The sequence below is a fragment of the Nonomuraea fastidiosa genome, from assembly GCF_042751225.1.
Lineage (GTDB): Bacteria > Actinomycetota > Actinomycetes > Streptosporangiales > Streptosporangiaceae > Nonomuraea > Nonomuraea fastidiosa.
Genome location: NZ_CP170570.1, coordinates 2,220,682 through 2,241,731 on the forward strand (window position 1 = coordinate 2,220,682; position 21,050 = coordinate 2,241,731).

The following is a 21,050-nucleotide window of genomic DNA, read 5'->3' on the forward strand; positions in this document are numbered from 1 at the left end:
ATAGAGATCTTCATCTACGCCCCTAGGCACCGTTGAGGGCATGAGCTGCGGATACCCGCCGGTTTCCTCACACATGTCCCGCCCTTGGCGTGTCGCGTGGCGTTTCCATACCTTCTGCTAGGATATGCCATGCAAGGTAGCACTTTACTACCTTGCATGGCTAGAAGGTCTAACGGAGCGTGACGGACGGCTTAGCACTTGGAGCGAGAGGGCTCGCGAGGGCGGCGAAGTAGCTCGCGAGTGGGCAGCCAGGGAACTGGGGAGGCGGCAACAGGAGACGTGATGCGCCACACACTCTGGACTGCCATGACGAACGACATGCCGGTCGGGGAGGGAATGTGTCCAGAGTCCTGTGGAAGCGGACGGCCAACGCCGATCTCGAAGAGATCGGGAAGAGTGCTGTCCTGTGCAGGCTTCTGAGAACAGCGGAGGAGGCAATCTGCTTTCCACCCCGGGAGCAATGCCCGGATGAGGGATGGATCACCGGCCGCGAGGGCGTACTAGCATGGCGGCGGGCGGTGCCTACTTCTGGAGACGTCGATGGCTGCGATGAAGTGGCCGACTACTACTTTCTTTATCGCATACCTACCGATAGTGAGTATCGAAACGCCAATAGGCATATAGCGCACACAATCGTACGCGTGTTGCACGCTTCGGACTTTGAATCGCTCAGCGGATAGTTCATGGCCAGTCAAGACCCAAGCGCCTCGCGAGGTCTTCCGTCACTTGATCGCTCACTTCTTCCGGCTTGTTTCCACTCGCGGATTTGCGTTCGCCTATGACGGCTTCTTGCTCAAGGAACTTTGCAATAAGTTCACCTTCGAGCCCCTTGTTAATTAACGGAGAAATGAGGGCAACGAATCGACCATGGCGAGTAACAATTGCAGGCCGACCGGATTCGTTGATCTCCTGGATCACTTCGGCCGTTCTCTGATTGAGATCACGCATCTTGTAAATACGCACGTCTCCTCGGCCTGTTGATGACTTCTCCACGGGCATGGGCCATCCTTGGAATCTGCGTACTACCTTTGTACTACATCACCCCCTTCGTATGCGACCCGACCCCCTCAATACGGACAAGGACTCAGCCATGACCACTCCAGCCACTGAGCCAGCGCAAGCGGCGGCGAATGATGTGTCTCACGCTTCTGACCTGCGCGCTGCGGCGCGATGGCTGATAGGGGCGAGCGCCTCCGTGGTGGCCGTATTGGTCGCAGGCATCCAATTACGGGACTTCGCAAGTGTCAGCGAAGTCGGACCAGGAGCGGTGACATTAGCCCTCCTTAGCGCCCTGACCTTGCTGATCACCGTAGTCTGGACCCTCTACAGTGCGGCAGCTGTGTTGGCCACACCTCATCGAAGCATCGATGAGCTCGCCGAGATGGACCGTGCGGATAACAGCAACTTCCCGCTTCGCCGCTTGGAGGAGCCTAAGTCGGCGCTCATCTCGTATCTGGTGGTCGACCGCCGCACAGACTTGTTGGGCCCGTCGCGAGACGCCATCTGGCAACTTGTGGCAGATCGCGCCAGCGCACATAAGGCCACCACACTGCCCCAGCCCCCAGGAGAAAAGATACAGATAGGGACGCATGAGTACATTCTGGACAACCCCTCCGATATTGCCGCATTGACAAACCTCAGTCTCGACCTTGAGAGGCGTGCTCAGCGGGTGGTTGAGGCAGCTTTATTTTTTGAAACGCAGCGTCGCTATAACCGGTTAGTGAAAACTATGAAGTTGGCGGGCTTACCGTTTGTGATGAGTCTGCTGCTTCTCCTGTGGTTACAAACGCTTCCTCCAGTCCTCATGAACGTGAAGACTCCGACCAGTGTTCAAGTGATACTGCCCTCGTCGAAGAGTGATCCTTGCTCAGGGAAGACTCTGGAAGGAATCGCTGTCGGTGGCACGATGGACGCTCCAATCGTGGTGCTCCCTCCGCAAGCCGGTTGTTATGCTAGAAAGCTCACTGACACGTCCGATCTTGTCGTCGTACCTCGACCTGCAAAGTAGCGATGCGTGATCTGTTCCCAACACCTGAGCTGTGATCATTGAGCCGTTTTCATCCACGGGTGGCGGGCTGCTGATCACAGCGTGATCGCGAGAGTGGCGTTCGCCTGATGACATGGCGAAACCCCTGGAGAACGGGTTGATCACCACAATCACGTCCGCCACAACCAGGGGCCTCGGATGCTGTTCTACCGTGCTGCCGTCGATTTGTCGCGCTCAACCCTGAACTACGTCGCCGGGCTCATCCGCCGGCACCGCCGGGCCATCAGGTCGACCTGGCGGCTGCTCAACCCAGGACAGCAAGCCCCTGCTCGTGCAGGTCTACCTGCGCAAGGGAGAAACGTTCCCCGAGCTCGGAGCCGGATTCGGAGTCTCCACCGCTACCGCGCGGCGGTATGTGGAGGAGACCGTGATGCTGCTGTCGGCGCGCTCGCCCAAGCTCGGACAGGCACTGCGCAAAGCCAAGCGTGACGGCCTGCACTACCTGGTGCTGGACGGCACCCTAGTCTCCATCGACCGGATCGCCGCCGATCGGCCGTACTTATTTGCACCGCGGCTGTGGTGGGCGGGAAGATGCACCGCAGCATGCCTCCTGCATGTTCGGACCAGGATGCCTCGGGCAGGTGTTTTGATCTGCAGGTGGCGCTCCTGCCGGCTTGTTCCCGAGGCCCGAAACCATCCCGACCGGACATCTATCGTCCTGCGGCGCGCAGGACACGGGCAAGGCCGGCGCCGTGGCTGCGGGTGCCCTCGATCGCCCAGACCACGTTCGGGCCTGGCGCGTGTTCGGTGGCCCAGCGGATCAGATGCGCATACCCGGCGGCGTCGGCGGTGACAGTGATGGCGGCCAGCTCGCCGCCGACCGGGTTGACCAGGCAAGCGCTGTGGCTATCGCGGTGGGTGTCGACCCCGATGACGGCATCGGCCGATTCCGGCAGCATCGCCATGTGCGGCTCCCTTCGACGATGTGGGGGCCTGGGCGAAGTCGCCGCGCGGACACATCTGTGAGGAGTCACGCCGGCAGTGGCGGACAAGCTTCTGATCAAGTCAACGGGCGAGCCAGGCCGGTATCGGTGAGCCAGGGGACACGTCACGCGCAGGGCACACCGGGGCGGCCAGATCCTTCGTGAGTCACCCAAGATCACCGATACCGAGCCTGTCAGCGCTTCGCCTCAAGCGCCACCGCCAGACTCACAGATCCTTCCATGAAATCAACTGCATGGGATTCCATACGCGTCGGAATAGCCGCCAACGGCGTAGCCGACAACCGGCTCGGTCAACTCCGCCGATCCGGCCTGGCTGACGTGGTCGGCGACCATGCCGCGCCAGGAGTCGGCAGGTCGTCCAGAGGACGGATGCGCGTCTCTGCCAGATGGCGGCGTAGCGGTATGGAGCCCGTCTTGCCGAGGGCGGTTGGACAGTAGGTGACGACCTCGTCGCGGACGTCGCGGGCGGTCAAGCTGCGGGCTTGCGCGGCATCTGGGTCGGCCGAGGGACGTGGCCAGGGCATTTGGCAGGCCCGCACTGCGTGTCTTCCACCGAGATTGCTCGTCGGCCGCGGCAAGGGGCCGGTGTTCATCACCGAGCGGCGCGCCCCCGGATCACGCCTCGGTCGCCAGTCTGGCCCGCTACACCCGCCTATATCTTTCGACGCCCTCACCCGTTGGCAAGCCCGGTCCCCATCGCGGAGTCTGACCGGACCGAACTCCTCTCGGCGGCCCCTTTCCGCCGCATTCCGGTGGCACCCCATGGGGAGGGACAGCGCAGCCAGGGCGATGCTGCCGCCCGCAGGGGCCGCCAGATCCATTCCATCGGCCTGGCGGCCCCACTGGCGGGCCTCACGCTCGCGTACCTCGGCGCTCAACCGGTCCAGCGGGCCGCTGAGGTCGGCCGGCTCGCTCGCGCGGACCGCCGCTCCGGATGAGCTGCTGCTCCTTCTCCGCCGGCAACCAGGCGAACTCCGGGGACACGGGGTCGAATACGGCCGGCTCGGCGGCCTCGGCCGGTCAGGAGCGGGCGGGCGCTCAGGTGGCCGGTACGGCGACGGGTGAAGGAGCGGCGAGCAGTTCCCGCACCGCGGCGTCGATGAAGGCGGCGTCTGCGGGATTGGCGCCGCCACCCGACATATGGCCCCAGATCCCCGGGATCACGCGGACTTCCCCGTTCGGGATGTGCCGGACAGCACGGACCTCGTCCTCCGGAGGGAAGTACAGGTCCTTCTCCGCGGGAAGCGCGATGAGCTTGGCCTGGATGGAGCCGAGGGCCGCTTCGATGTCACCGTCGTGTCCTGGGGTGCCCGAGACGTCGGCGTCCTGCCACGTACGGAGCATCGCGAGGAGGTTGTTGGCGTCCTGGCCGATGAAGTTGGCCTCCCAGAAGCCGATCACGAACTCCTCCCGCGACCCGAAGCCCAGCCGCCGCCACGCTTCCTCCCAGTAGAAGGCCTGGGAGAAGCCCCATCCCGCATAGATGCGGGCGAACGCCCTGATACCGGCCAACGGCGGCTCCTGATAGCGCCCGCCGTCGAAGGCCGCGTCGAGCGTGAGAGCCGCCCGCAGGCTCTCGATGAAGACCGCATTGTGCGGCGAGGTCCTCGGGGACCCGCAGTACGGCAGGGCGCGCTCGACCATGTTCGGATGGCTGACCGCCCACTGATAGGTCTGCAGGGCTCCCATGGAGCAGCCGAGGACCAGCGCCAGCCGTTCGATGCCGAAGTGCTCAGTGACCAGCCGGTGCTGCGCCCTGACGTTGTCACGGATGGTGATCGTGGGGAAGTCGGCGGCGGCGTGGGGCGGTGGGGTGTTCGACGGCGAGGAGGACAGGCCGTTGCCGAAGAGATTCGGCACGATGATGAAGTACTTCCGCGGGTCCAGCGCCTTGCCCGGACCGATGAGCCATTCGTTGGAGGTGTGGTCCCCGGCGAACCAGGTGGGGAAGAGGACGGCGTTCGTCCGGGTCGCGTTCAACTCGCCGTACGTCCGGTAGGCGAGCCTGGCCGGGTCGAGGACGGCGCCGCCGTCGAGGTGGAACGACGGCAGCTCGTAGATCTCATACATGGACTTCTCCGGTAGATGTGCAGAGTGCGGCGGTCTGAAAGAGCAGATGCTCACGGCCGGGCAGGCAGACAAGCTGAAGGCCGACGGGGAGACCGTCCACCGTTCCGGCGGTGATGCTGAGCGCGGGCAGGCCCAGCACGTTCCATGGGCTGGTCAGCGATAGGAGGGCGTCGCGTACGGCGACGGGTGTGCCGTTCACGTCCACCTCCCGCCGGCCGAGCGCCGGCGCGGTGATCGGAACGGTCGGCATCGCCAGCACGTCGTCGTGACCGAACAGCGAGCGGACCGTCTCGGCCAGTCGGCTGCGGGCCCCCATGGCGCGGGCGTAGCGCCCGCGCGACACGGTGGCGGCGGTACGCAGGCGTTCCAGCACCTCGTCGTCGAACAGGCCGGGAGCCTGCGCCATGCGCCCGGCGTGCACCTCGATCACCTCGTGGCTCTGGATCGAGAAGAACGTCTCGCGCAGATCGTCGGCGTCCTCCCGTGACAGGCGGCGCTCCGGCGCGGGCCCGGCTCCTCCCTCCAGGAACCGGCGCGTGGCGCGGACGACCCGCGGATCGCAAGGGATTACGGCACCGGGGTCGAGCCAGGCGACCCGCGGGCGCTCGGCCCCGGGTCGCCTGGGGGAAACTGACGGTCGCCGGGCATCAGAGCGCGGTAGGCGACGAGGCAGTCCTGGGCGTCGCGCGCGAACAGCCCGACGTGGTCGAGGCTCTTCGACAGAGGGAAGACGCCGTCCGCCGGGAGCACCCCGTAGGCGGGCTTGAAACCGGTGGCCCCGGACAGCGCAGCCGGGATCCGGACCGAGCCGCCGGTGTCGGTGCCGAGCGCAAGCGGGATCATGCCCGCCGCTACGGCGACCGCGCTGCCGCCGCTGGAGCCGCCTGACATGCGGGAGACGTCGCAGGGGTTGCGCGTCGGCCCGGCGGCGGAGCGGTCGCCGGTCGGGCCGTACGCGAACTCATGGGTGTTCGTCATGCCGACGATGACGGCTCCCGCTTCGCGCAGGAGGGTCACGCAGGAGGCATCGGCATCGGCCACATGGTCGGCGAAGTGCCGCGAGCCCATGGTCGCCGGGAGGCCCTTGACCATGATGACGTCCTTGACCCCCGCCGGCATGCCGTGCAGCGGGCCCCGGTCCACGCCCCGGGACAGCTCGGCGTCGGCCTGGCGGGCGGCGGCCATCGCACCTTCGGCGTCCACGGTGATGAACGCATTGAGCAAGGGGTCGAGCGCGGCGATGGCGTCGAGGGCGTGCCTCGTGAGCTCCACCGACGTGATGCGCCCGGCGCGCAGGTCCCGCCCGAGCGCGCCGAGCGTCCACCCGGTGAAATAGCCTTCGGGCGCACGGAGGGAGCTTTCGGCTTCCAGCATGAAGTCCCTTCTCGTCATGGTGCGGCCGGTCGTGGTCGAGGCGTCGTGGGTTCGGTCATGTTTGTCAGAAACCAGGAAGCAGGTCGAGGAGCGGGATGATCGTCGCCGTGCACACGGCCATGGACGCCGTGTAGGCGACCATGGGGTGGACGTCGTCGGGCAGATGCCGGGCCAGCGCCGCGGCGAGCGGAGGAGCGATGGCGGCGCCCAGCACGGCTCCGGCGACGATCGAGGGCACGGTGCCGCCGAAAGCCAGCACCGTGGCCGGCGTTACCGAGACGATGGGAACGAAGGTCGGGTACCAGCCGGAGGCCGCCCACCGCCCGCCCCACATCAGCACCCCGCAGGCCGCGGTCAGGACCTGCGCCGCCAGCAGGTGCGGCAGCAGTCCGCTGCCGTACGCGGGTGCGGCGGGATTGAGGAGATAGTGCAGGACGCAGCCCAGCAGCAGCCCCGCTCCCGCCCACTCGTTGCCGAAAAAGTGCGCCTCGGTGAAGTCGGCCAGGATGCGGCGCGGCACCCATGACGCTCCATGCCGGACCGGTGCCGTGGACGACGGCTCGGACGACGGCTCGGACGACGGCTCGGATGGTGGCGGCGTCCACGGCGGTGGCAGCCAGGGCAGCCTCCGGCACAGCCAGAAGGCGCCGAGCCCGCCGACGGACATGGCCAGCGTGCTGCCGACCACGGGCGACAGGCCGAAGGGGGAGAACACCAGGTTGACCAGCACCATGGCGAGCGGCGTGATCACCGTCGCGCCGAGCAGCGCGCCGGTCACCGCTACTAGCCAGCCGGGGCCGTACACGATGACGACAGCCGGTGGCACGGACACCATCGGGGCGAACGTGGGCTGCCAGCCGTCGATTGTCCAGCCCCACAGCAGGTTGCTCAGCAGCAGCCCCAGCCCGGCGGCGACCAGCACCCACGGCCACAGCACGCCGGTGCCGCAGGCCAGGGCGAATCCCTGCCAGCGCTTCCCACGGAGGCGCGCGGTGTGCGCCAGCCAGGCCCCCGCGATCATCAGCAGGCCGCCGAACGCCGACTTGGCCAACGTGGCTTCGGTGGTGTCACCGATGATCCAGTACACGTACCAGGTCAGGTCGGTGTACCCCAGGTCCCAGGAGGTGTAGTCGGGCACGATGGCCGGCAACGCGGGCCGGATGGCCATCAGCCCGATCGCAAGCAGTGCGGCCAGGGCCGCGACCGTGGCAGCGGCGGCAAGACGGCGACCGACGGCGCTACCCGGTGCAGTGACGGTAACCATGTCAGCGCGGCGCCACGTGGCCCAGTGTGTAGCCGAGCAGCGGGTCGTACAGGTCGGTGCGCCTGTCACGGATCAGGTCGTTGAGATCGGTCCAGATCGGGGCGCTGCGTTCGGCACGTACCGGGGCAAGACGCTGCTCCCCGCAGGCACCCGTCTGGTCGTGGTGAAGGCCGACGGTTCATGGACGCTCAAGCGCCGCTGACAGGAGAACGCCGTGCACCTCACCGTCCGGCTCGACATGAGCGCCGTCCCCCAGAACAGGGACCACGACGTCACTCTGTTGTTGCAGCTCGTCGCCCCGCCTTCCTCACCTGCCGACCGGCCGCCTGTGACCGTGCAGGTCGTCCTCGATCGCAGTGGATCGATGGCCGGCGCCCGCCTCGCCGGTGCCCAGCGTGCACTGCTGGGCCTGGTGGACCGCCTCACTCCTGCCGACACCTTCGGCCTGGTCAGCTTCAGCGACACTGCCCAGGTCGAGGTGCCGGCCGGCCCGCTGGCCGACAAGGCCGCAACAAAGCGGGCGATCAACACTCTGCACCCGAGCGGATTCACCGACCTGTCCAGCGGTCTGCTCCGTGGCATGCAGGAGGTCCGTCGCGTCATCGGCGATCACGGCGCCACAGTGCTGCTCATCTCGGACGGTCACGCCAACGAGGGCATCGTCAATCACGAGCTCCTCGCGGACATCGCTCGCGACGGCCACCGGAACGGCGTCACCACGACCGCCCTCGGCTACGGCCTGGACTACGACGAACGCCTCATGGCGGCGATAGCCGACGGCGGTGCGGGAAGCTCCCTGCACGCCACCGACGCCGACAGCGCCGTCCGGCTCATCGCAGCCGAAATGGGCGTCATCATGTCCAAGGTCGTCCAGGCCGCCAGTCTCACGATCACACCGCGCATGCCCGTCCCCGGCCTCCGGCTGTACGGCGAGCTGCCGTGCACCCGCCGCACCGACGGCACCGTCGTCGCGGAACTGGGCGACTTCTACGGCGGTGAGACGCGCAAGCTGCTTCTGCACCTGCCCGTGCCCCGCATGGCGACTCTCGGTGCGATCGTCGTCGTCGAGCTCACGCTCACGTATGTGGAAAGCCGGACGCTGACGACTCGCACCGTCACCAAGCCGGTGTCGATCCGTGTCATCCCCGGAGATCGGGCGGCCGAGGTCGTGCCCGACCTCGCGGTGCGAGCCGAACGGCTCTTCCACGATGCCCAGGAAGCGAGGCTTCGTGCCGCGGACGCCTTGCTTCGTGATGACATCGACGCGGCCGAGACCCTCCTCTCCTCGGCCATCGAAGCCCTCGATCAGGGCCTGTCCTGGGTGCCGGACGCCGATGAGTTCCTGACCGAGATGGCGATCCTGCGGAGGCACGTCCGCGATATACGACATGACGGGGCCCGAGTCTCCAAGCAGGTCCGCTCCGAGTGGCACACACGCACCCGCAAACACGGCCGCCCCTACGACTGACCCGGGCCGTCTTCGTAGCCGGTGGCCACCTCCTCGAACAGTTGGACGGCGGTCGCCACGCGCCTTAGGTGGTCGCTGGTTCAGAAAGGTGCTGATCCAGCGTTCCAGGCCGCCGACCAGCTCGCGCGTACGCCGGGCGCGGCGAGGCTGCCGGCATCGACGTTGGCGAACGGGTTGGCCAGATACCGGACCTGGTCGTACTTGGGGCCTGCCTTGCTGACCGTGACCAGTGCGAGGCGGTAATGCGGAGCCGAGTTCATGCCGGTAAGGACCTCGTTGTGGGTGACGAAGAAATCTTCGGCCCCTTCAAGGCGTGCCTTGACCTCGATACGGATGGATGGACCATTATCAGATGGCAGAGATAGGACGTCGTAGCCAGGGTTGTTGAACGCCTGCTCTTGCGGCAGGCGGCCGAGCGCACGCTCTGCGGCCAGCACCGCATCGATCCCCCGCCGTTCGACGACCGCGGCCTCCTTGGCGTGCAGAGGAGCGCTCGCGGGAATCTCGGCGGCCACCATGGCCAGCGGCAGCACCAGCGCGGCGGTCATCAGCTGCGGTGGTTTGGTGGCCAGCTGGGCCTGCTGGTCAAGCAGCGCCAACCGTGCTTGCCTGCGAATCTTCAGGTCGTGCGCCTTCCGCATGAGGCTGTCGGAGCTTTCCTTCGGCTTGATGCCCGCCTGCTCTTTGCTCATGGCCGCCCTGGCCTCATCGGCAAGCCGGCGGTACTCATGGCTCAGGCGCTGGTCGACCCGCTCACGAGTCCTTTGCAGCTCGACGAGCCGGCGAACCGACACTTCGGCGAGGAAGTCCTTGAGCTGGTGACCGATGATCCACGTGCGGGCCTGTGACTCAGCCACGCTGAGCCAGGGCAACCTCGTGGCCGCGACTACAGAAGGAGTCCGCGGAGCCGGCATGCAGTCAAGATACGGTGCGGGCCCCGCCGGGCGGACCTCGCCGGCAGGATTGACAAAGGCGTAGCCGAACCTGCGCGCGATCGACTCTCCGGTGCCGTCTACGACCTCCTCCACCACTCCGACCAGAAGGGTGGGCTCCTCGACCTGTGGTGACACCAGAACGGTGCCGCGCTCAAGGCAGTGCCGCAGCTGGCCAATGGTGAGCTCGGCAACGGCGTCGTGGAGAGGATGTCCTGGGGCGAGCAGGTCGGCACGCGGCCTGCCGTCGACGTTGATGCGTTCCAAATCGAAGGTGACACGCTCGTAGCGCACGGCGACCGGCCCGTGCTTGGTGACCGCCCGGACCGCCGGCGGAACCTGGGTTATTTCGTACCGGCCGGGCTCGCGTCGCGTGAGTCGCCCGCCGAGGCGCTGAAAGGCACGGCGGAACGCCCACTCGATGTAGTACGGCTGCAGCCGACGGGCTCGGGCCTCTTCCATCATCCGCTGAGTGTGCGCCAGATCGATCTCTGACATGGCGTCGTTGGCGAGTGCGCGCTCTTTGAGGAGTTCATTCAGGCCATTGGCGACCGAGTCATCGATCACCTGTTCCATCCTTGCCCGCGTCTCCGGCAGGTCGCCGTACCGGATGGCGTCGATCAGCAGTTCGCGGAGCGGCGTCTCGTCAAAGGCCGCACCGAGAACGTCGAAGACCTTGCCGCCGTAGGCTTTACGCTGCTCTTCGACCTTGTGGAGCAGCCGGGCGAATACCTCGCCCTCCCGGGTGTTTGCGGCCACGAGGTTCCATAGGCGGCAGACCTCGGTCTGGCCTATGCGGTGAATGCGGCCAAAACGCTGTTCGATGCGGTTGGGGTTCCACGGCAGGTCATAGTTGACCATGAGGTGCGCGGCTTGAAGATTGAGTCCTTCGCCGGCCGCATCGGTCGCCACCAGCACCTGGCAGGTTGGACTCTTGGTGAATTCCTCGGTGATGGCGCGCCGTTCGGCCCGGCGCATACCACCGTGGATGGTCTGCACCGTGTCGTTCCTGCCGAACACCGCGCGAATCTTGCGAGCAAGGTAGTGGAGGGTATCGCGGTGCTCGGTAAAAATGATCAGCTTGCGTGGTTTCGCTGCGCCGGGGTGGATGAGGTCGTTGTCCTCCAGAATCTTTCGCAGCTCGACCCACTTGCGATCCGTGTCAAGGTTGCGAACTCGCTGCGCGAGATGGATGAGCTGGTCGAGGTCGGCCAGCTCGGCATTGAGCTCCTCGATGGTGCGCGCCGCAGTGGCGGTGTCGATCAAGTCCTCCTCGACCTGCTCGATGTCGGCGGCGCTGCGTTCCTCCTCGTCCCAGTCGTCCAAATCGACTTGTGCGAACTCATCGGCGACGCTACGGCCGTTCAGTAGGTCGTCGCGGCGGCGCCTCAGCCGGTCCGCACGTCGGACCAGAGACTGATGGATCGCTTCCGGGCTTGACGCCAGACGCCGTTGCAGCACCGTGAGCGCGAATCCGACGGTGTTGCGGCGCTTGTCATCCAGCCGCGCGGCCCGGTTCATTCCTTCGCGCACGTACTCGGTGACGCACTGATAAAGGTGCTGCTCGTCGGCAGTGAGCTGATAAGGGACCGTCTGGGCGATCCGCTCAGGGAAGAGGGGTTTGCCGTCGAAAGTGAGCAGGTCCTCCTTGACCATACGACGCATGAGTCCCGTGGTGTCGGCGTTGTGGATACCCGACTTGAACCGGCCCTCAAAGCCGTCGCGCTCGAGCAAGGTGAGGAACAACTGGAAATCCTCTTCCTTGCCTGCGTGCGGGGTGGCGGTCATCAGGAGCAGGTGACGGGTGTGGTCACGCAAGGTTTCGCCGAGTTGGAACCGGCGAGTCTTGTTCAGCTTGCCGGCGAAGTAGTGCGCGCCCATCCGGTGGGCCTCGTCGACGATAACGAGATCGAACTCGGCCTCATCGAGCTGCGCGAACATACTGTCGTTCCGGGCCAGCTGGTCCATCCTCGCGATGAGGAGCGGGTATTGCTCGAAAACGTTTTGCCCGAACGCGCCGTCCACCATTGCTGGGGAGAGAATGTCGAAACGCAGCCCGAACTTGAAGTAGAGCTCGTCCTGCCACTGCTCCACCAACCCGCCAGGGGCCACGATCAGACACCGCTTGACGTCGTCACGGAGGAGCAATTCCTTCACGTACAGGCCCGCCATGATTGTTTTGCCGGCGCCCGGGTCGTCGGCGAGAAGGAAGCGCAGCGGTGTGCGGTCCAGCATCTCGCCATAGACGGCCCGAATCTGGTGTGGCAATGGCTGTACGTCGCTGGTCGCCACGGCGAGCATCGGATCGAACAGCCCGGCTAGGGAGATCCGCTGTGTCTCAGCGGCCAGCCGAAAGTCTTCGGCATCGGCGTCGAACGGACGGCTGCCGGAATCAGACAGGCTGAGCCTGCTTTCATCCGAGCGGAAGAGCACTTGCTGACGCAGCCCTCCGTCCAGGGTCTTGTAGGTCAGCTCCAGAGCGTCGGAGCCGTGCCACTGTGCGGCGATCACCAGAACGGACTCGCCAGGCATGACTCCGGCTACCCGCACACCGGAACAGAGATCCTCAAGCCGCACCGGCTACCTCCAGAGTGTCAGGCGTCCGGCCTCATCGGCGAACGCCGGGTGAGCCGTCTAAGGCTATTCCTCCATAGGAGGTAGGTGCTTTACCATCACGTACTCTGATGTCCATCCATCACTTAACGAGGCATGAATAAAACAGATCGCACAGAGATACGGCGCCTCGTAGCGGACTTCCAGCAGTGGGGCCGGCAAGCCGCCGGCGTACGAGCTTGGCACTCGGCCGTGCACGTAGCCGCCGATCGTGCAGAACAAGGATTGGCCGCACGTAGCGTCGGGATCGCCCGAGCAGGCGAGATCGCCTGGGGAGTGGTTCCCCTCGGGATGGACGACAGGGACGTCGTCAGGCTTCTATGGGAACGGGCGCATCTTCCTCTGGTCACGGCAGAGGATCACGCCGTCATGCGGCTGCTCACCGACGACATCCCCCGCGCCATCGACGATGTTCAGCCTCTTCTTGGTATGCGCCGTTTCTTCACCGGAGCGGCGACGAAGCAGACGGCAGAGGCCGCCGCCGCATTCCTGCGCGGTCACCACGCGGCGCTCACCGGCTGGCCGAACCGGGCGGAGCGGCTCGGCGCCTTCAGGGGCACCTTCGACCAGGGGCGCTCGGGATTCGGCGCGCTTCTCGATCCCGCCCTTGGTTTCTCCCTTGTGGCCAGGTATGCGAGTTCGCGGCCTGAGCTTTTGGACAGTTCGATTTTCCAGGGTCTGCCTGAGGCTCTGGACGTCATCGCCAGGGTCATCGCGAGCGAGGAGCAGTACCGTGCTGCCGCATCCGATGCGGCCGAGAAGGTACGGCGCGCCGACGTTCGGCGGATGCTGCAGGAAATGCCGGTCGATGCCTTGCGTACCGCCACCCGCGAACGCCTTCGGGTAGGCGTCCTGTCCCAGGCAGGCATTCGAACGGTCCAGGAGGTGCTCGACTGGGACGCAGCCCTGACAGAGTTACCGGGCATCGGAGGGACGTCCGCCTGGCGGATACTGGGAGCCGCACACACGTTGTGGCAGACGACCTACGACGAGATGCCGGTACGGATCGACATCAGCAACCGATCACCCGAAACAACCACACTCCTGCGGCGACTCGCCGAGTGGGACTCATGCCGCCAGACCAGAGGCGCATCAGCCGACCTTAAACGTGCCGCCGAGCTCGCTCCGCTGAGGACGACTATCACCGGTGGAACGAGCCATCTCCTGGTGATTCCGACCAGGGAGCTCACTGCCGGGGAGCTCCGTGAGAGCATCCACATCGTCAAACGGCGTGCCGAGCTGCTCGACTCCTCTCTGTCGTCCGGCGGGCCGACTCTTGGTGGCGACCCATGGGATGACTTCCTCAGCCGTCCCGCGGACTACTACGCCATGCTCGCGGAACTGGGCTTCATCACCGAAGACGAGAACGCAGCGCACGGCGACCTGCCCGAAGAGATCATCAAGGCCGTTCGCGACCAGACACTCAGCGGTGAACACATGACCGCGTCTCTTCGTGGTTACCAGAGCTTCGCGGCCCGCTTCGCCCTGGTACAGCGCAAGGTCATCATCGGTGACGAGATGGGCCTCGGGAAGACCGTCGAGGCCATCGCGGTCCTCGCCCATCTACGAAGCCGGGGTGAAAGCCACTTCCTGGTGGTTTGCCCGGCAGCGGTGGTGACCAACTGGATGCGTGAGGTGGCCGGCAAGTCGAAGCTGCGGGCGCATCGAGTCCACGGTCCTGATCGGGAACGTGCCAGCCGAGCCTGGATGCGAGACGGCGGAGTCGCTGTCACGACGTACGAGACGCTGGCGTGGTGGGGACCGACCTTCAGCCGGCACCGTGACCTCGCATGCATCGTGGTCGATGAGGCTCACTACATCAAGAACCCGCAGGCCAAGCGCACGGTGCGGACGACGGAGCTGATCGCGCGCGCCGATCGGGCGATTCTCCTCACGGGCACACCGCTGGAGAACAGAGTGGCCGAATTTCGAAATCTCGCGTCGTACGTGCGCCCCGACCTTACTGTCGACGCCTCCGATCTTTCGCCACGGATGTTTCGGCGGCAGATAGCACCGGCGTACCTCCGTCGCAACCAGGAGGACGTGCTGACCGAGCTTCCCGAGCTCATTGAGATTGATGAATGGTTGCCGATGAGCTCGGCTGATGCTTCCCGTTATAGAGCGGCCGTGCAGAGCGGAAACTTCATGGAGATGCGGCAAGCAGCCCTCTTGGAAGGGCGCGACTCCGAGAAAATGAAACGGCTCATCGAGATCGTCCGTGAGGCCGAAGAGAACGAGCGGAAGGTCATCGTTTTCTCGCACTTCCGGCGGGTATTGGACCTGGTTTGCCAGTCCCTTCCCGGCCCGGTGTTCGGACCGTTGACGGGGTCGATTCCGGCGCATCACCGCCAGCACATGGTGGACCAGTTCTCGGCGGCCAGGCACGGCGCGGTGCTCGTCGCTCAAATCGTGGCCGGTGGCGTGGGGCTCAACATCCAGTCCGCGTCTGTCATCATCATTTGCGAGCCGCAGCTCAAGCCGACCACAGAGGCCCAGGCCATAGCCCGCGCACACCGGATGGGCCAGGTCCAATCGGTACAGGTCCACCGGCTGCTGTCGGAAGACAACGTCGATCAACGGATAACCGAGCTGCTCGCGGAGAAGAAGGCCCTGTTCGATGAATTCGCTCGAGTGAGCGAGATGGCCGAGTCGACGCCAGAGGCCGTGGACCTCACCGAGGCACAACTTGTCAAGGAAGTCCTTGCCGCCGAACGCAAACGTCTGGCTGAACAAGCCTCAAATAGGCACGTGTCACACTGACACCAGCCGTCGTTAGTCGACCTGTATGTAGACCGGTTCTCAAGGACGGGTGGCGAGGACGGCTATGGCTATTTCGCCGTTGACGGCGTGGTTCGCCACCCGTGGTGCTACCACGCTGTCGACGATCACCGTGGCCTGGGAGGCTGAGCCGGAGCTGTAGCTGACGCCGTCCACCACCGCTTCCTCCGCGATGACGACCGGTTCCGTGGCGTGGTTTCTGCGGCTCGGTACGTGGATGAGCTGGACGCGTTCGCCCCGTCGCAGGTCGTAGGGGGCTTGGCCTGGCTTGAGTGCCAGGCCCAGGCGGACGGGGTGTCCCGCCGTCGTGCCGCCATCGGCGCCTGCGACCATCGCCGGGGTGAGGAGCGTGCCGGGCGGGACCGTGACCGACGCCACCGTGGTCGCGAGCCGAGCCCGTTGCGACCAGGGCCAGTACGTGCCGCCGTCGTCGGCGACACGAGCCTCCTGCAGCACGGCGGGGCCGAAGGGCTGGCCGGCGCCGACCCGGCCGGTGACGCGGATGACGGACATACGCTCATCGGCGCTCATCACCAGCATCATCGCGGTCAGCGCGCCGCCGAGCACCAGCAGCACGGCCAGGGCGGCGAGGCCCGGCTTGCGCTGGCGGGACCACTGGGGAAGCTGACGGGAGGCGGCGTCGGTCAGCACACCCGCTCCTTAGCGTCTTCTGTAAGCCTTCTGTCGGAGTTGTAGGGGGTTCCGAAGCTCTCTGTCAGGCTGCGGGGGTCGGGCGTCTTCTCCTGGAGTTGCGGGGTTAGGACTTTTCTCTTGGGCTTTTCGAATTGTGGTGGTCGGGGCGTCGGTGGATCGGCGGGGGCATGGTCGCTTCTGAGCGGCGGGCGCGGGCCGGCCGGTGTTCAACGCCCTGCCGATCACGCCGCCACATCTTGTCACTCAGGGTGATCGGCCGCAATCCGTTCGTGTCAACCGCTCATGGGGCCCGGCGGCAGACGTCCTGATACGGCGCTCCGCCCAGGTACCGGTCCCACTCGGCGGGCGTCAACGTCCGCCCGACACGGTCGCACGCCTCCTCGGGCACCCGCCGCCCGTCAACGGGGATCGTCCGTACGGCACCCTCCATCCCGGCGTGCAGGGCCGTCCCGTCGGCGTTGAACGCGAGCGACCACGGCCGGCCCGCCCGCACCAGGTAGGAGCCGCCGAGCCGGCGCCGGGCGGGGATGTCCCAGAGCTGGAGTACGCCGTCCAGCGAGGCGGTGGCAAAGGGTCTTGCCGTCGGGTGAGAAGGCCAGGAAGTCGACCTCGCCGGCGGCCCTGGGGAGGGCGGGGAGTATGCCGCCTGAAGGGTCGGACGCGACGTCGGTCGGCTCGCCGTCGGCGCGGTGGTCGAGCACGGTGTGGCGGGTGCGCAGGTCCCAGACCTGGACGTCCCGGCCGCGGAAGGAGACGAGGTGGCGGCCGTCCTGGCTGAAGCGCAACCGGCCGCCGGTTCCGCAGGCGTCGCAGGGGACGGCCGCGCCGCGCGGTCGGCCTGAGACGGCGTCGACGAGGGCGATGTCGGTACGGCCGCCGCAGGCGAGCGTCTTGCCGTCGTCGCCGATCGCCACCGCCTGCGGCCGCTTCGCGCAGGCGGCGAACGGCCGCTCGCTCCGCCACCCCGGCAGCGCGATCTGATCGAGGCGGTCCCCCGGCAGCAGCAGGCGTTTTCCTGCGGGGTCCGCGACCGGGTGGTTCCTGTGGGGTCCACGACCGGATGGCTCACCGCCTTCCCGCCGCGCCGCTCGGAGACGGGCCCGCCGAACCGCTCGCCGGTCGCGACGTCCAGCAGGTATGGCGCGCAGCGTGGAGTCGGCGGCGGCGTGCAGCACCTTGACCGCGACCCGGTTGCCGGCGTCGTCGTAGGCGTCGTGGACGACGCCCTGGCCGCCGGAGCCGAGCCGCCCGGCGAGCCAGTGGTCGCCGATGCGCTGGGGGTCCCCGGGGACAGCGCTTCCATGACGGGTTGAATGTCCTCTTTCTGGTGAACGGTGGGCACGGCAAAAGAGGACCGGCGCGGCCATTCAGCCGGTTCCGGTGTTCAGCAGCCTCGGATGGTACAGAGGGCCACCGACAGCCGTTCAGGACTCCCCGACATTTCACCACTTAAGGCGAAATGTCGGAATTCACAACCGAACATCATTCGTGCTGAGGGGCGCCTATCGCGCGAATTGCCTGGTCGCCGACGCGCCGCGAAAAAACCTCAGATCGCCGCGAACCTCTGCCGCCACAGCGCTATCCAACCTGATGCACCACGGGACAATGAGCTTCCAGAGGGGACATATACCGATGCGATCCAAGCTCGCCGCCCTGATCCTCACGGCCGTCACCGCCGGCGCCTGCGTCGCCGCTACCGCCTCGCCCGCCGCGGCGACGACGTCCGCGTACGGCAAGAGCAAGTGGATCAGCGCCACCAAGGGCTGGCAGCACACGGGCGTGTACGTCGAGCCCGGCGACCTGGTGCGGATCCGCGCCACCGACGGCCGCTGGACGGTCGACCACCGCAAGTTCCCGTACGTGTCGGCCAACGGCTACCACCGCTACACCGACCGCAAGATCTACCAGGGCTGCAAGATCCTGCGCGGGCTCCCGTACGGCACGCTGATCGCCAGGGTCAACGGCGACCACTACCGGGTCGGGACGCGCGGCGTCTTCCGTGCCCGCCAGGCCGGTTTCCTGCAGCTTCGCGTGAACGACGCCGACGGCTGCCTGAAGGACAACGACGGCACCGTCATCGCCAAGATCAGGGTCAGCAACTGACCCCGTTGGAGATCACGGGGTGAGCGCGCATCCAGTGGCGCTCTGCTTCCAGCTGGATCTGCGGGGGACACGCTGTTCAGCGTGAACGGCGGCCCAGGCAGGGGCGCCTGGGCGACACGGGGAAGCGTCCGTCATAAGACGACGCGTACGGGGTTTTCAACGGGGAATTCTTCATCGGCGAAGTCAATGACCTGACTCGCATTCGGCTTAGACAACGCCGGTCTCTTCTTCGAACGTCACCATCCTCTTATGGTCGGAGAATGATGACGCCTGCCCAGGTCTCACCATGACCAAGGCAGGCGTCGCCTTTTGGGGAAGCCGGTGAAGTGTGAAGCGGCTGCGCCGGTCATGCCGTAGGAGCGATTCGGCTCGACGGGCGTGTGGTGGCCTTTCTTGCGCGGGAGCGTGCGGATCAACGGCGTGCATCCGCCCGGTGGACTATGCGGCCTCAGCGGTGATGATTCCGGTGACGAGGGCGAGCAGGCCGTCCATGCAGACGGTCAGGCCGACGATGAGCCCGTGGCGTACGTTGATCTTGCCGGTTTAGGGTGAGGGCGTGTGGTTCGCGCTCGCCGCCGTCGCGGTGCTCGTCGTCGTTCCGGCGGTCGTCGCCCGGCGCAGGCTCGTCGTCGTCCAGGTGAGCGGCGTGAGCATGGCGCCGACCTTCCTTCCCGGTGATCGGGTGCTGGTACGCAGGACCTCGGCGGTGCGGCGCGGCCAGGTGATCGTCTTCGAGTCGACGCGGCCCGGCGGGTGGGGCACGGGGCCGCCACGGCCGCCGTGGGCGATCAAGCGGGTGACCGCGCTGCCCGGCGATCCCGTGCCGGATGACGTGGCCGGGGCGGCCAAGGCCGGGCCGGGTGAGCGGGTGCCCGAGAGGGCGCTGGTGGTCGTCGGTGACGGCACGTCCAGCGCCGACTCCCGGGTGTACGGCTATCTGCCCGCCGACCGGGTGCTCGGCGTGGTCGTACGCAGGCTCTCGGCAGGCCCGTCGTCCCCCGCGCCGCCGGACGAGCCGGTTTCGTCGCCGGCCGCCTGCAGCGTGAACAGCCTGGCGTACTCGCCGTCCGACGCCATCAGCTCGTCGTGCGTACCGCGTTCCGCGATGCGGCCCTCGCTCAGCACCACGATGAGGTCGGCGTCGCGTACGGTGCCGAGCCGGTGCGAGATGAGCACGCTGGTGCGCTCGCCGCGGTAGGCCCGCAGGCCGGTGTGGACCTCGTGCTCGGCCTGGGCGTCGAGGCCGGAGCTGGGCTCGTCGAGAATCAGCAGGTCCTGGCGCTGCCGCAGGTACGCGCGGGCCAGCGCGAGCCGCTGCCACTGCCCGCCGGACAGCGAGACCCCCGACTGCTCGTCGCGGTCGCCGAAGAGGCGGCTGAGCATGGTGTCGTAGCCGCGGGGCAGCGCGGCGATCGTGTCGTGGACGCCCGCCCGGCGGGCCGCCTCCCGCACCTGGTCGCGCCCCGCTGACAGGTCGCCGAGCTGGATGTTCTCGGCGGCGGTGAGGTCGTAGTCCATGTAGTCCTGGAAGACCGCGCCGATGCGCCCGCGCAGGTCGGCCGGGTTCACATCGCGCAGGTCCACGCCGTCCCAGGTGATCCGGCCCTTGCTCGGGTCGTACATCCGGCACAGCAGCTTGACCAGGGTGCTCTTGCCCGCGCCGTTCACGCCGACGAGCGCCACCGTGCGGCCGTACGGGATGAACAGGTCCACCCCGCGCAGGATCCAGGGGTGCTCGTCGCTGTAGCGGAACCACACGTCGCGCAGCTCGATCCCGCGCCGCAGCGCGGGCAGCGCGACGGGCTCGCGCGGGACGGGCAGGTCGGGCTCGGCCGCCACCACCTCCATGTAGTGGCCGAACATCAGCAGCGCGTTGTGCACGTCGGCCCAGTGCCTGACGATCGCGGTCAGCGCCGCCTGGACGCCCGCGACGGCCGCGACGAAGACCGTCACGTCGCCCACGCTGATGTCCCCCGACGCGGCGCCGGCGATGGCCCAGATCAGCCCGCCGGCCGCCACCGCGCTGCCGAGCAGCGCCATCGCGCCCTGGCTGCGCAGAGCGCGGCGATCGACGTCGCGCTCGGCCCTGTTGATGTCGCGCACCTCGTCGAGCATCCGGGTACGCAGATAGTCGCCCAGCCCGAACAGCCGCACCTCCTTGGCCGCCTCGGGCCGGGTGAGCAGGTCACCGAAGAACACCTGGCGCCGCATGGCGGGGGTGATGTCCCACATCACCTCGGCACGTTTGCGGCTGAGCATCAGCTCGACGCGCGCCGTGGGCAGCGCGGCGAGGGCGATGACGACGATCATGAGCGGGTTGATGGCGGCCAGGCTTGCGGCGAAGCCGGCCAGAGTGATGATCGCCTGCCCGATGGCCAGCACGCCGATGACCAGGCGGTCGGGGGCGTTGCCGCTCGCGTCGTACGCCAGCCTGAGCGTGTCGTGGAAGCCCGGCGTCTCGAACCGGCTGAGCCCTGGATGGCGGTTGACCGCGCGGAACAGCCGGTCGTAGATGAGCACGCGCAGCGACCTGCGCAGCTGCGCCTTGGCGTATTCGGCCAGGTGCGGCAGCACGATCACGGCCAGTCCCGCGACGGCGAGCCCGGCCGCCGCCGGGGCCAGCGCGGCGAAGCCGTCGCCCCTGATGATCGCGTCCAGTACGAGCTTCGTCAGCCAGGCGGTCGCGACCGGCGCCACCCCGCTGAGCACGCCGAGCACGGCCGCGCTGACGGCGGCGGCGGGGTGGGCCGTCCAGGCGAGTGCGGCGGCGACGCGTATACGGCCGAGCAGGGGGTTCGCCATG

The 21,050-nt window shown here is 67.0% G+C and carries 14 protein-coding genes and 3 pseudogenes; 7 read left to right on the forward strand and 10 right to left on the reverse strand.

The window, feature by feature from the left end; all coding sequences use genetic code 11:
* Positions 1-681 precede the first annotated feature (681 nt).
* Positions 682-999 (reverse strand): hypothetical protein, encoded by a 318-nt coding sequence (locus ACFMQL_RS10015; protein WP_378785373.1) that lies wholly within the window; start codon positions 997-999, stop codon positions 682-684.
* A 91-nt stretch (positions 1,000-1,090) separates the two neighbouring features.
* Here ACFMQL_RS10015 and ACFMQL_RS10020 point away from each other — a divergent pair, with 91 nt between their 5' ends.
* Positions 1,091-2,008 (forward strand): hypothetical protein, encoded by a 918-nt coding sequence (locus ACFMQL_RS10020; RefSeq protein ID WP_378785375.1) that lies wholly within the window; start codon positions 1,091-1,093, stop codon positions 2,006-2,008.
* A gap of 177 nt (positions 2,009-2,185) precedes the next feature.
* A pseudogene (locus ACFMQL_RS10025) lies at positions 2,186-2,546 on the forward strand (transposase family protein); the annotation flags it as partial.
* A 151-nt stretch (positions 2,547-2,697) separates the two neighbouring features.
* On the opposite strand, the gene ACFMQL_RS10030 reads toward ACFMQL_RS10025, so the two are convergent.
* Positions 2,698-2,952 carry a transposase gene (locus tag ACFMQL_RS10030; RefSeq protein ID WP_378785376.1) on the reverse strand — a complete coding sequence of 85 codons (255 nt, stop codon included), beginning with the start codon at positions 2,950-2,952 and terminating at the stop codon, positions 2,698-2,700.
* Positions 2,953-3,428: 476 nt separating this feature from the next.
* Here ACFMQL_RS10030 and ACFMQL_RS10035 point away from each other — a divergent pair.
* Positions 3,429-3,929: pseudogene (locus tag ACFMQL_RS10035) on the forward strand (hypothetical protein); the annotation flags it as partial.
* A gap of 100 nt (positions 3,930-4,029) precedes the next feature.
* On the opposite strand, the gene ACFMQL_RS10040 reads toward ACFMQL_RS10035, so the two are convergent.
* From ACFMQL_RS10040 to ACFMQL_RS10055, 4 genes are all read right to left on the reverse strand, one after another.
* A complete protein-coding gene (locus tag ACFMQL_RS10040) occupies positions 4,030-5,061 on the reverse strand; it encodes an alpha/beta fold hydrolase (protein WP_364068083.1) in 1,032 nt (343 codons plus the stop codon).
* A complete protein-coding gene (locus ACFMQL_RS10045; protein WP_378785377.1) occupies positions 5,054-5,491 on the reverse strand; it encodes an amidase family protein in 438 nt (145 codons plus the stop codon). Before ACFMQL_RS10045 ends, ACFMQL_RS10040 begins: the two co-directional genes overlap by 8 nt.
* A 137-nt stretch (positions 5,492-5,628) precedes the next feature.
* Complete coding sequence (locus tag ACFMQL_RS10050; protein ID WP_378785379.1) at positions 5,629-6,435, reverse strand: amidase; 807 nt, start codon at positions 6,433-6,435, stop codon at positions 5,629-5,631.
* Between the two features lie 64 nt (positions 6,436-6,499).
* Positions 6,500-7,603 carry a hypothetical protein gene (locus tag ACFMQL_RS10055; protein ID WP_378785380.1) on the reverse strand — a complete coding sequence of 368 codons (1,104 nt, stop codon included), beginning with the start codon at positions 7,601-7,603 and terminating at the stop codon, positions 6,500-6,502.
* Positions 7,604-8,027: 424 nt separating this feature from the next.
* On the opposite strand from ACFMQL_RS10055, the gene ACFMQL_RS10060 reads away from it, so the two are divergent.
* Entirely contained in the window at positions 8,028-9,167 is a 1,140-nt protein-coding gene (locus ACFMQL_RS10060) for a VWA domain-containing protein (RefSeq protein WP_378785381.1), read from the forward strand.
* 80 nt (positions 9,168-9,247) lie between these two features.
* Here the strand turns inward: ACFMQL_RS10060 and ACFMQL_RS10065 are convergent, their stop codons facing one another.
* On the reverse strand, positions 9,248-12,676 hold the full coding sequence (locus tag ACFMQL_RS10065; protein WP_378785383.1) for a helicase-related protein: 3,429 nt from the start codon (positions 12,674-12,676) through the stop codon (positions 9,248-9,250).
* 405 nt (positions 12,677-13,081) lie between these two features.
* On the opposite strand from ACFMQL_RS10065, the gene ACFMQL_RS10070 reads away from it, so the two are divergent.
* A complete protein-coding gene (locus tag ACFMQL_RS10070) occupies positions 13,082-15,472 on the forward strand; it encodes a DEAD/DEAH box helicase (RefSeq protein WP_378785384.1) in 2,391 nt (796 codons plus the stop codon).
* Positions 15,473-15,511: 39 nt separating this feature from the next.
* On the opposite strand, the gene ACFMQL_RS10075 is transcribed toward ACFMQL_RS10070, so the two are convergent.
* On the reverse strand, positions 15,512-16,141 hold the full coding sequence (locus ACFMQL_RS10075; RefSeq protein WP_378785386.1) for a hypothetical protein: 630 nt from the start codon (positions 16,139-16,141) through the stop codon (positions 15,512-15,514).
* Positions 16,142-16,542: 401 nt separating this feature from the next.
* Complete coding sequence (locus tag ACFMQL_RS10080) at positions 16,543-17,511, reverse strand: hypothetical protein (RefSeq protein WP_378785387.1); 969 nt, start codon at positions 17,509-17,511, stop codon at positions 16,543-16,545.
* A gap of 265 nt (positions 17,512-17,776) precedes the next feature.
* On the opposite strand from ACFMQL_RS10080, the gene ACFMQL_RS10085 reads away from it, so the two are divergent.
* Complete coding sequence (locus ACFMQL_RS10085) at positions 17,777-18,247, forward strand: hypothetical protein (RefSeq protein WP_364068091.1); 471 nt, start codon at positions 17,777-17,779, stop codon at positions 18,245-18,247.
* Between the two features lie 583 nt (positions 18,248-18,830).
* Positions 18,831-19,010 (forward strand): annotated as a pseudogene (locus ACFMQL_RS10090) (S24 family peptidase); the annotation flags it as partial.
* Between the two features lie 170 nt (positions 19,011-19,180).
* Here the strand turns inward: ACFMQL_RS10090 and ACFMQL_RS10095 are convergent.
* Positions 19,181-21,049, reverse strand: a complete 1,869-nt coding sequence (locus ACFMQL_RS10095; protein WP_378785390.1) for an ABC transporter ATP-binding protein — start codon at positions 21,047-21,049, stop codon at positions 19,181-19,183.
* Position 21,050 lies beyond the last annotated feature (1 nt).

Coding starts and splice junctions, on each gene's coding strand:
- ACFMQL_RS10095 (WP_378785390.1), bottom strand. CDS start 21,049: ATGGCGAACCCCCTGCTCGGCCGTATACGCGTCGCCGCCGCACTCGCC.
- ACFMQL_RS10070 (WP_378785384.1), top strand. CDS start 13,082: ATGCGGCTGCTCACCGACGACATCCCCCGCGCCATCGACGATGTTCAG.
- ACFMQL_RS10055 (WP_378785380.1), bottom strand. CDS start 7,603: ATGGCCATCCGGCCCGCGTTGCCGGCCATCGTGCCCGACTACACCTCC.
- ACFMQL_RS10030 (WP_378785376.1), bottom strand. CDS start 2,952: ATGGCGATGCTGCCGGAATCGGCCGATGCCGTCATCGGGGTCGACACC.
- ACFMQL_RS10020 (WP_378785375.1), top strand. CDS start 1,091: ATGACCACTCCAGCCACTGAGCCAGCGCAAGCGGCGGCGAATGATGTG.
- ACFMQL_RS10080 (WP_378785387.1), bottom strand. CDS start 17,511: ATGGCCGCGCCGGTCCTCTTTTGCCGTGCCCACCGTTCACCAGAAAGA.
- ACFMQL_RS10040 (WP_364068083.1), bottom strand. CDS start 5,061: ATGTATGAGATCTACGAGCTGCCGTCGTTCCACCTCGACGGCGGCGCC.
- ACFMQL_RS10015 (WP_378785373.1), bottom strand. CDS start 999: ATGCCCGTGGAGAAGTCATCAACAGGCCGAGGAGACGTGCGTATTTAC.
- ACFMQL_RS10050 (WP_378785379.1), bottom strand. CDS start 6,435: ATGCTGGAAGCCGAAAGCTCCCTCCGTGCGCCCGAAGGCTATTTCACC.
- ACFMQL_RS10085 (WP_364068091.1), top strand. CDS start 17,777: ATGCGATCCAAGCTCGCCGCCCTGATCCTCACGGCCGTCACCGCCGGC.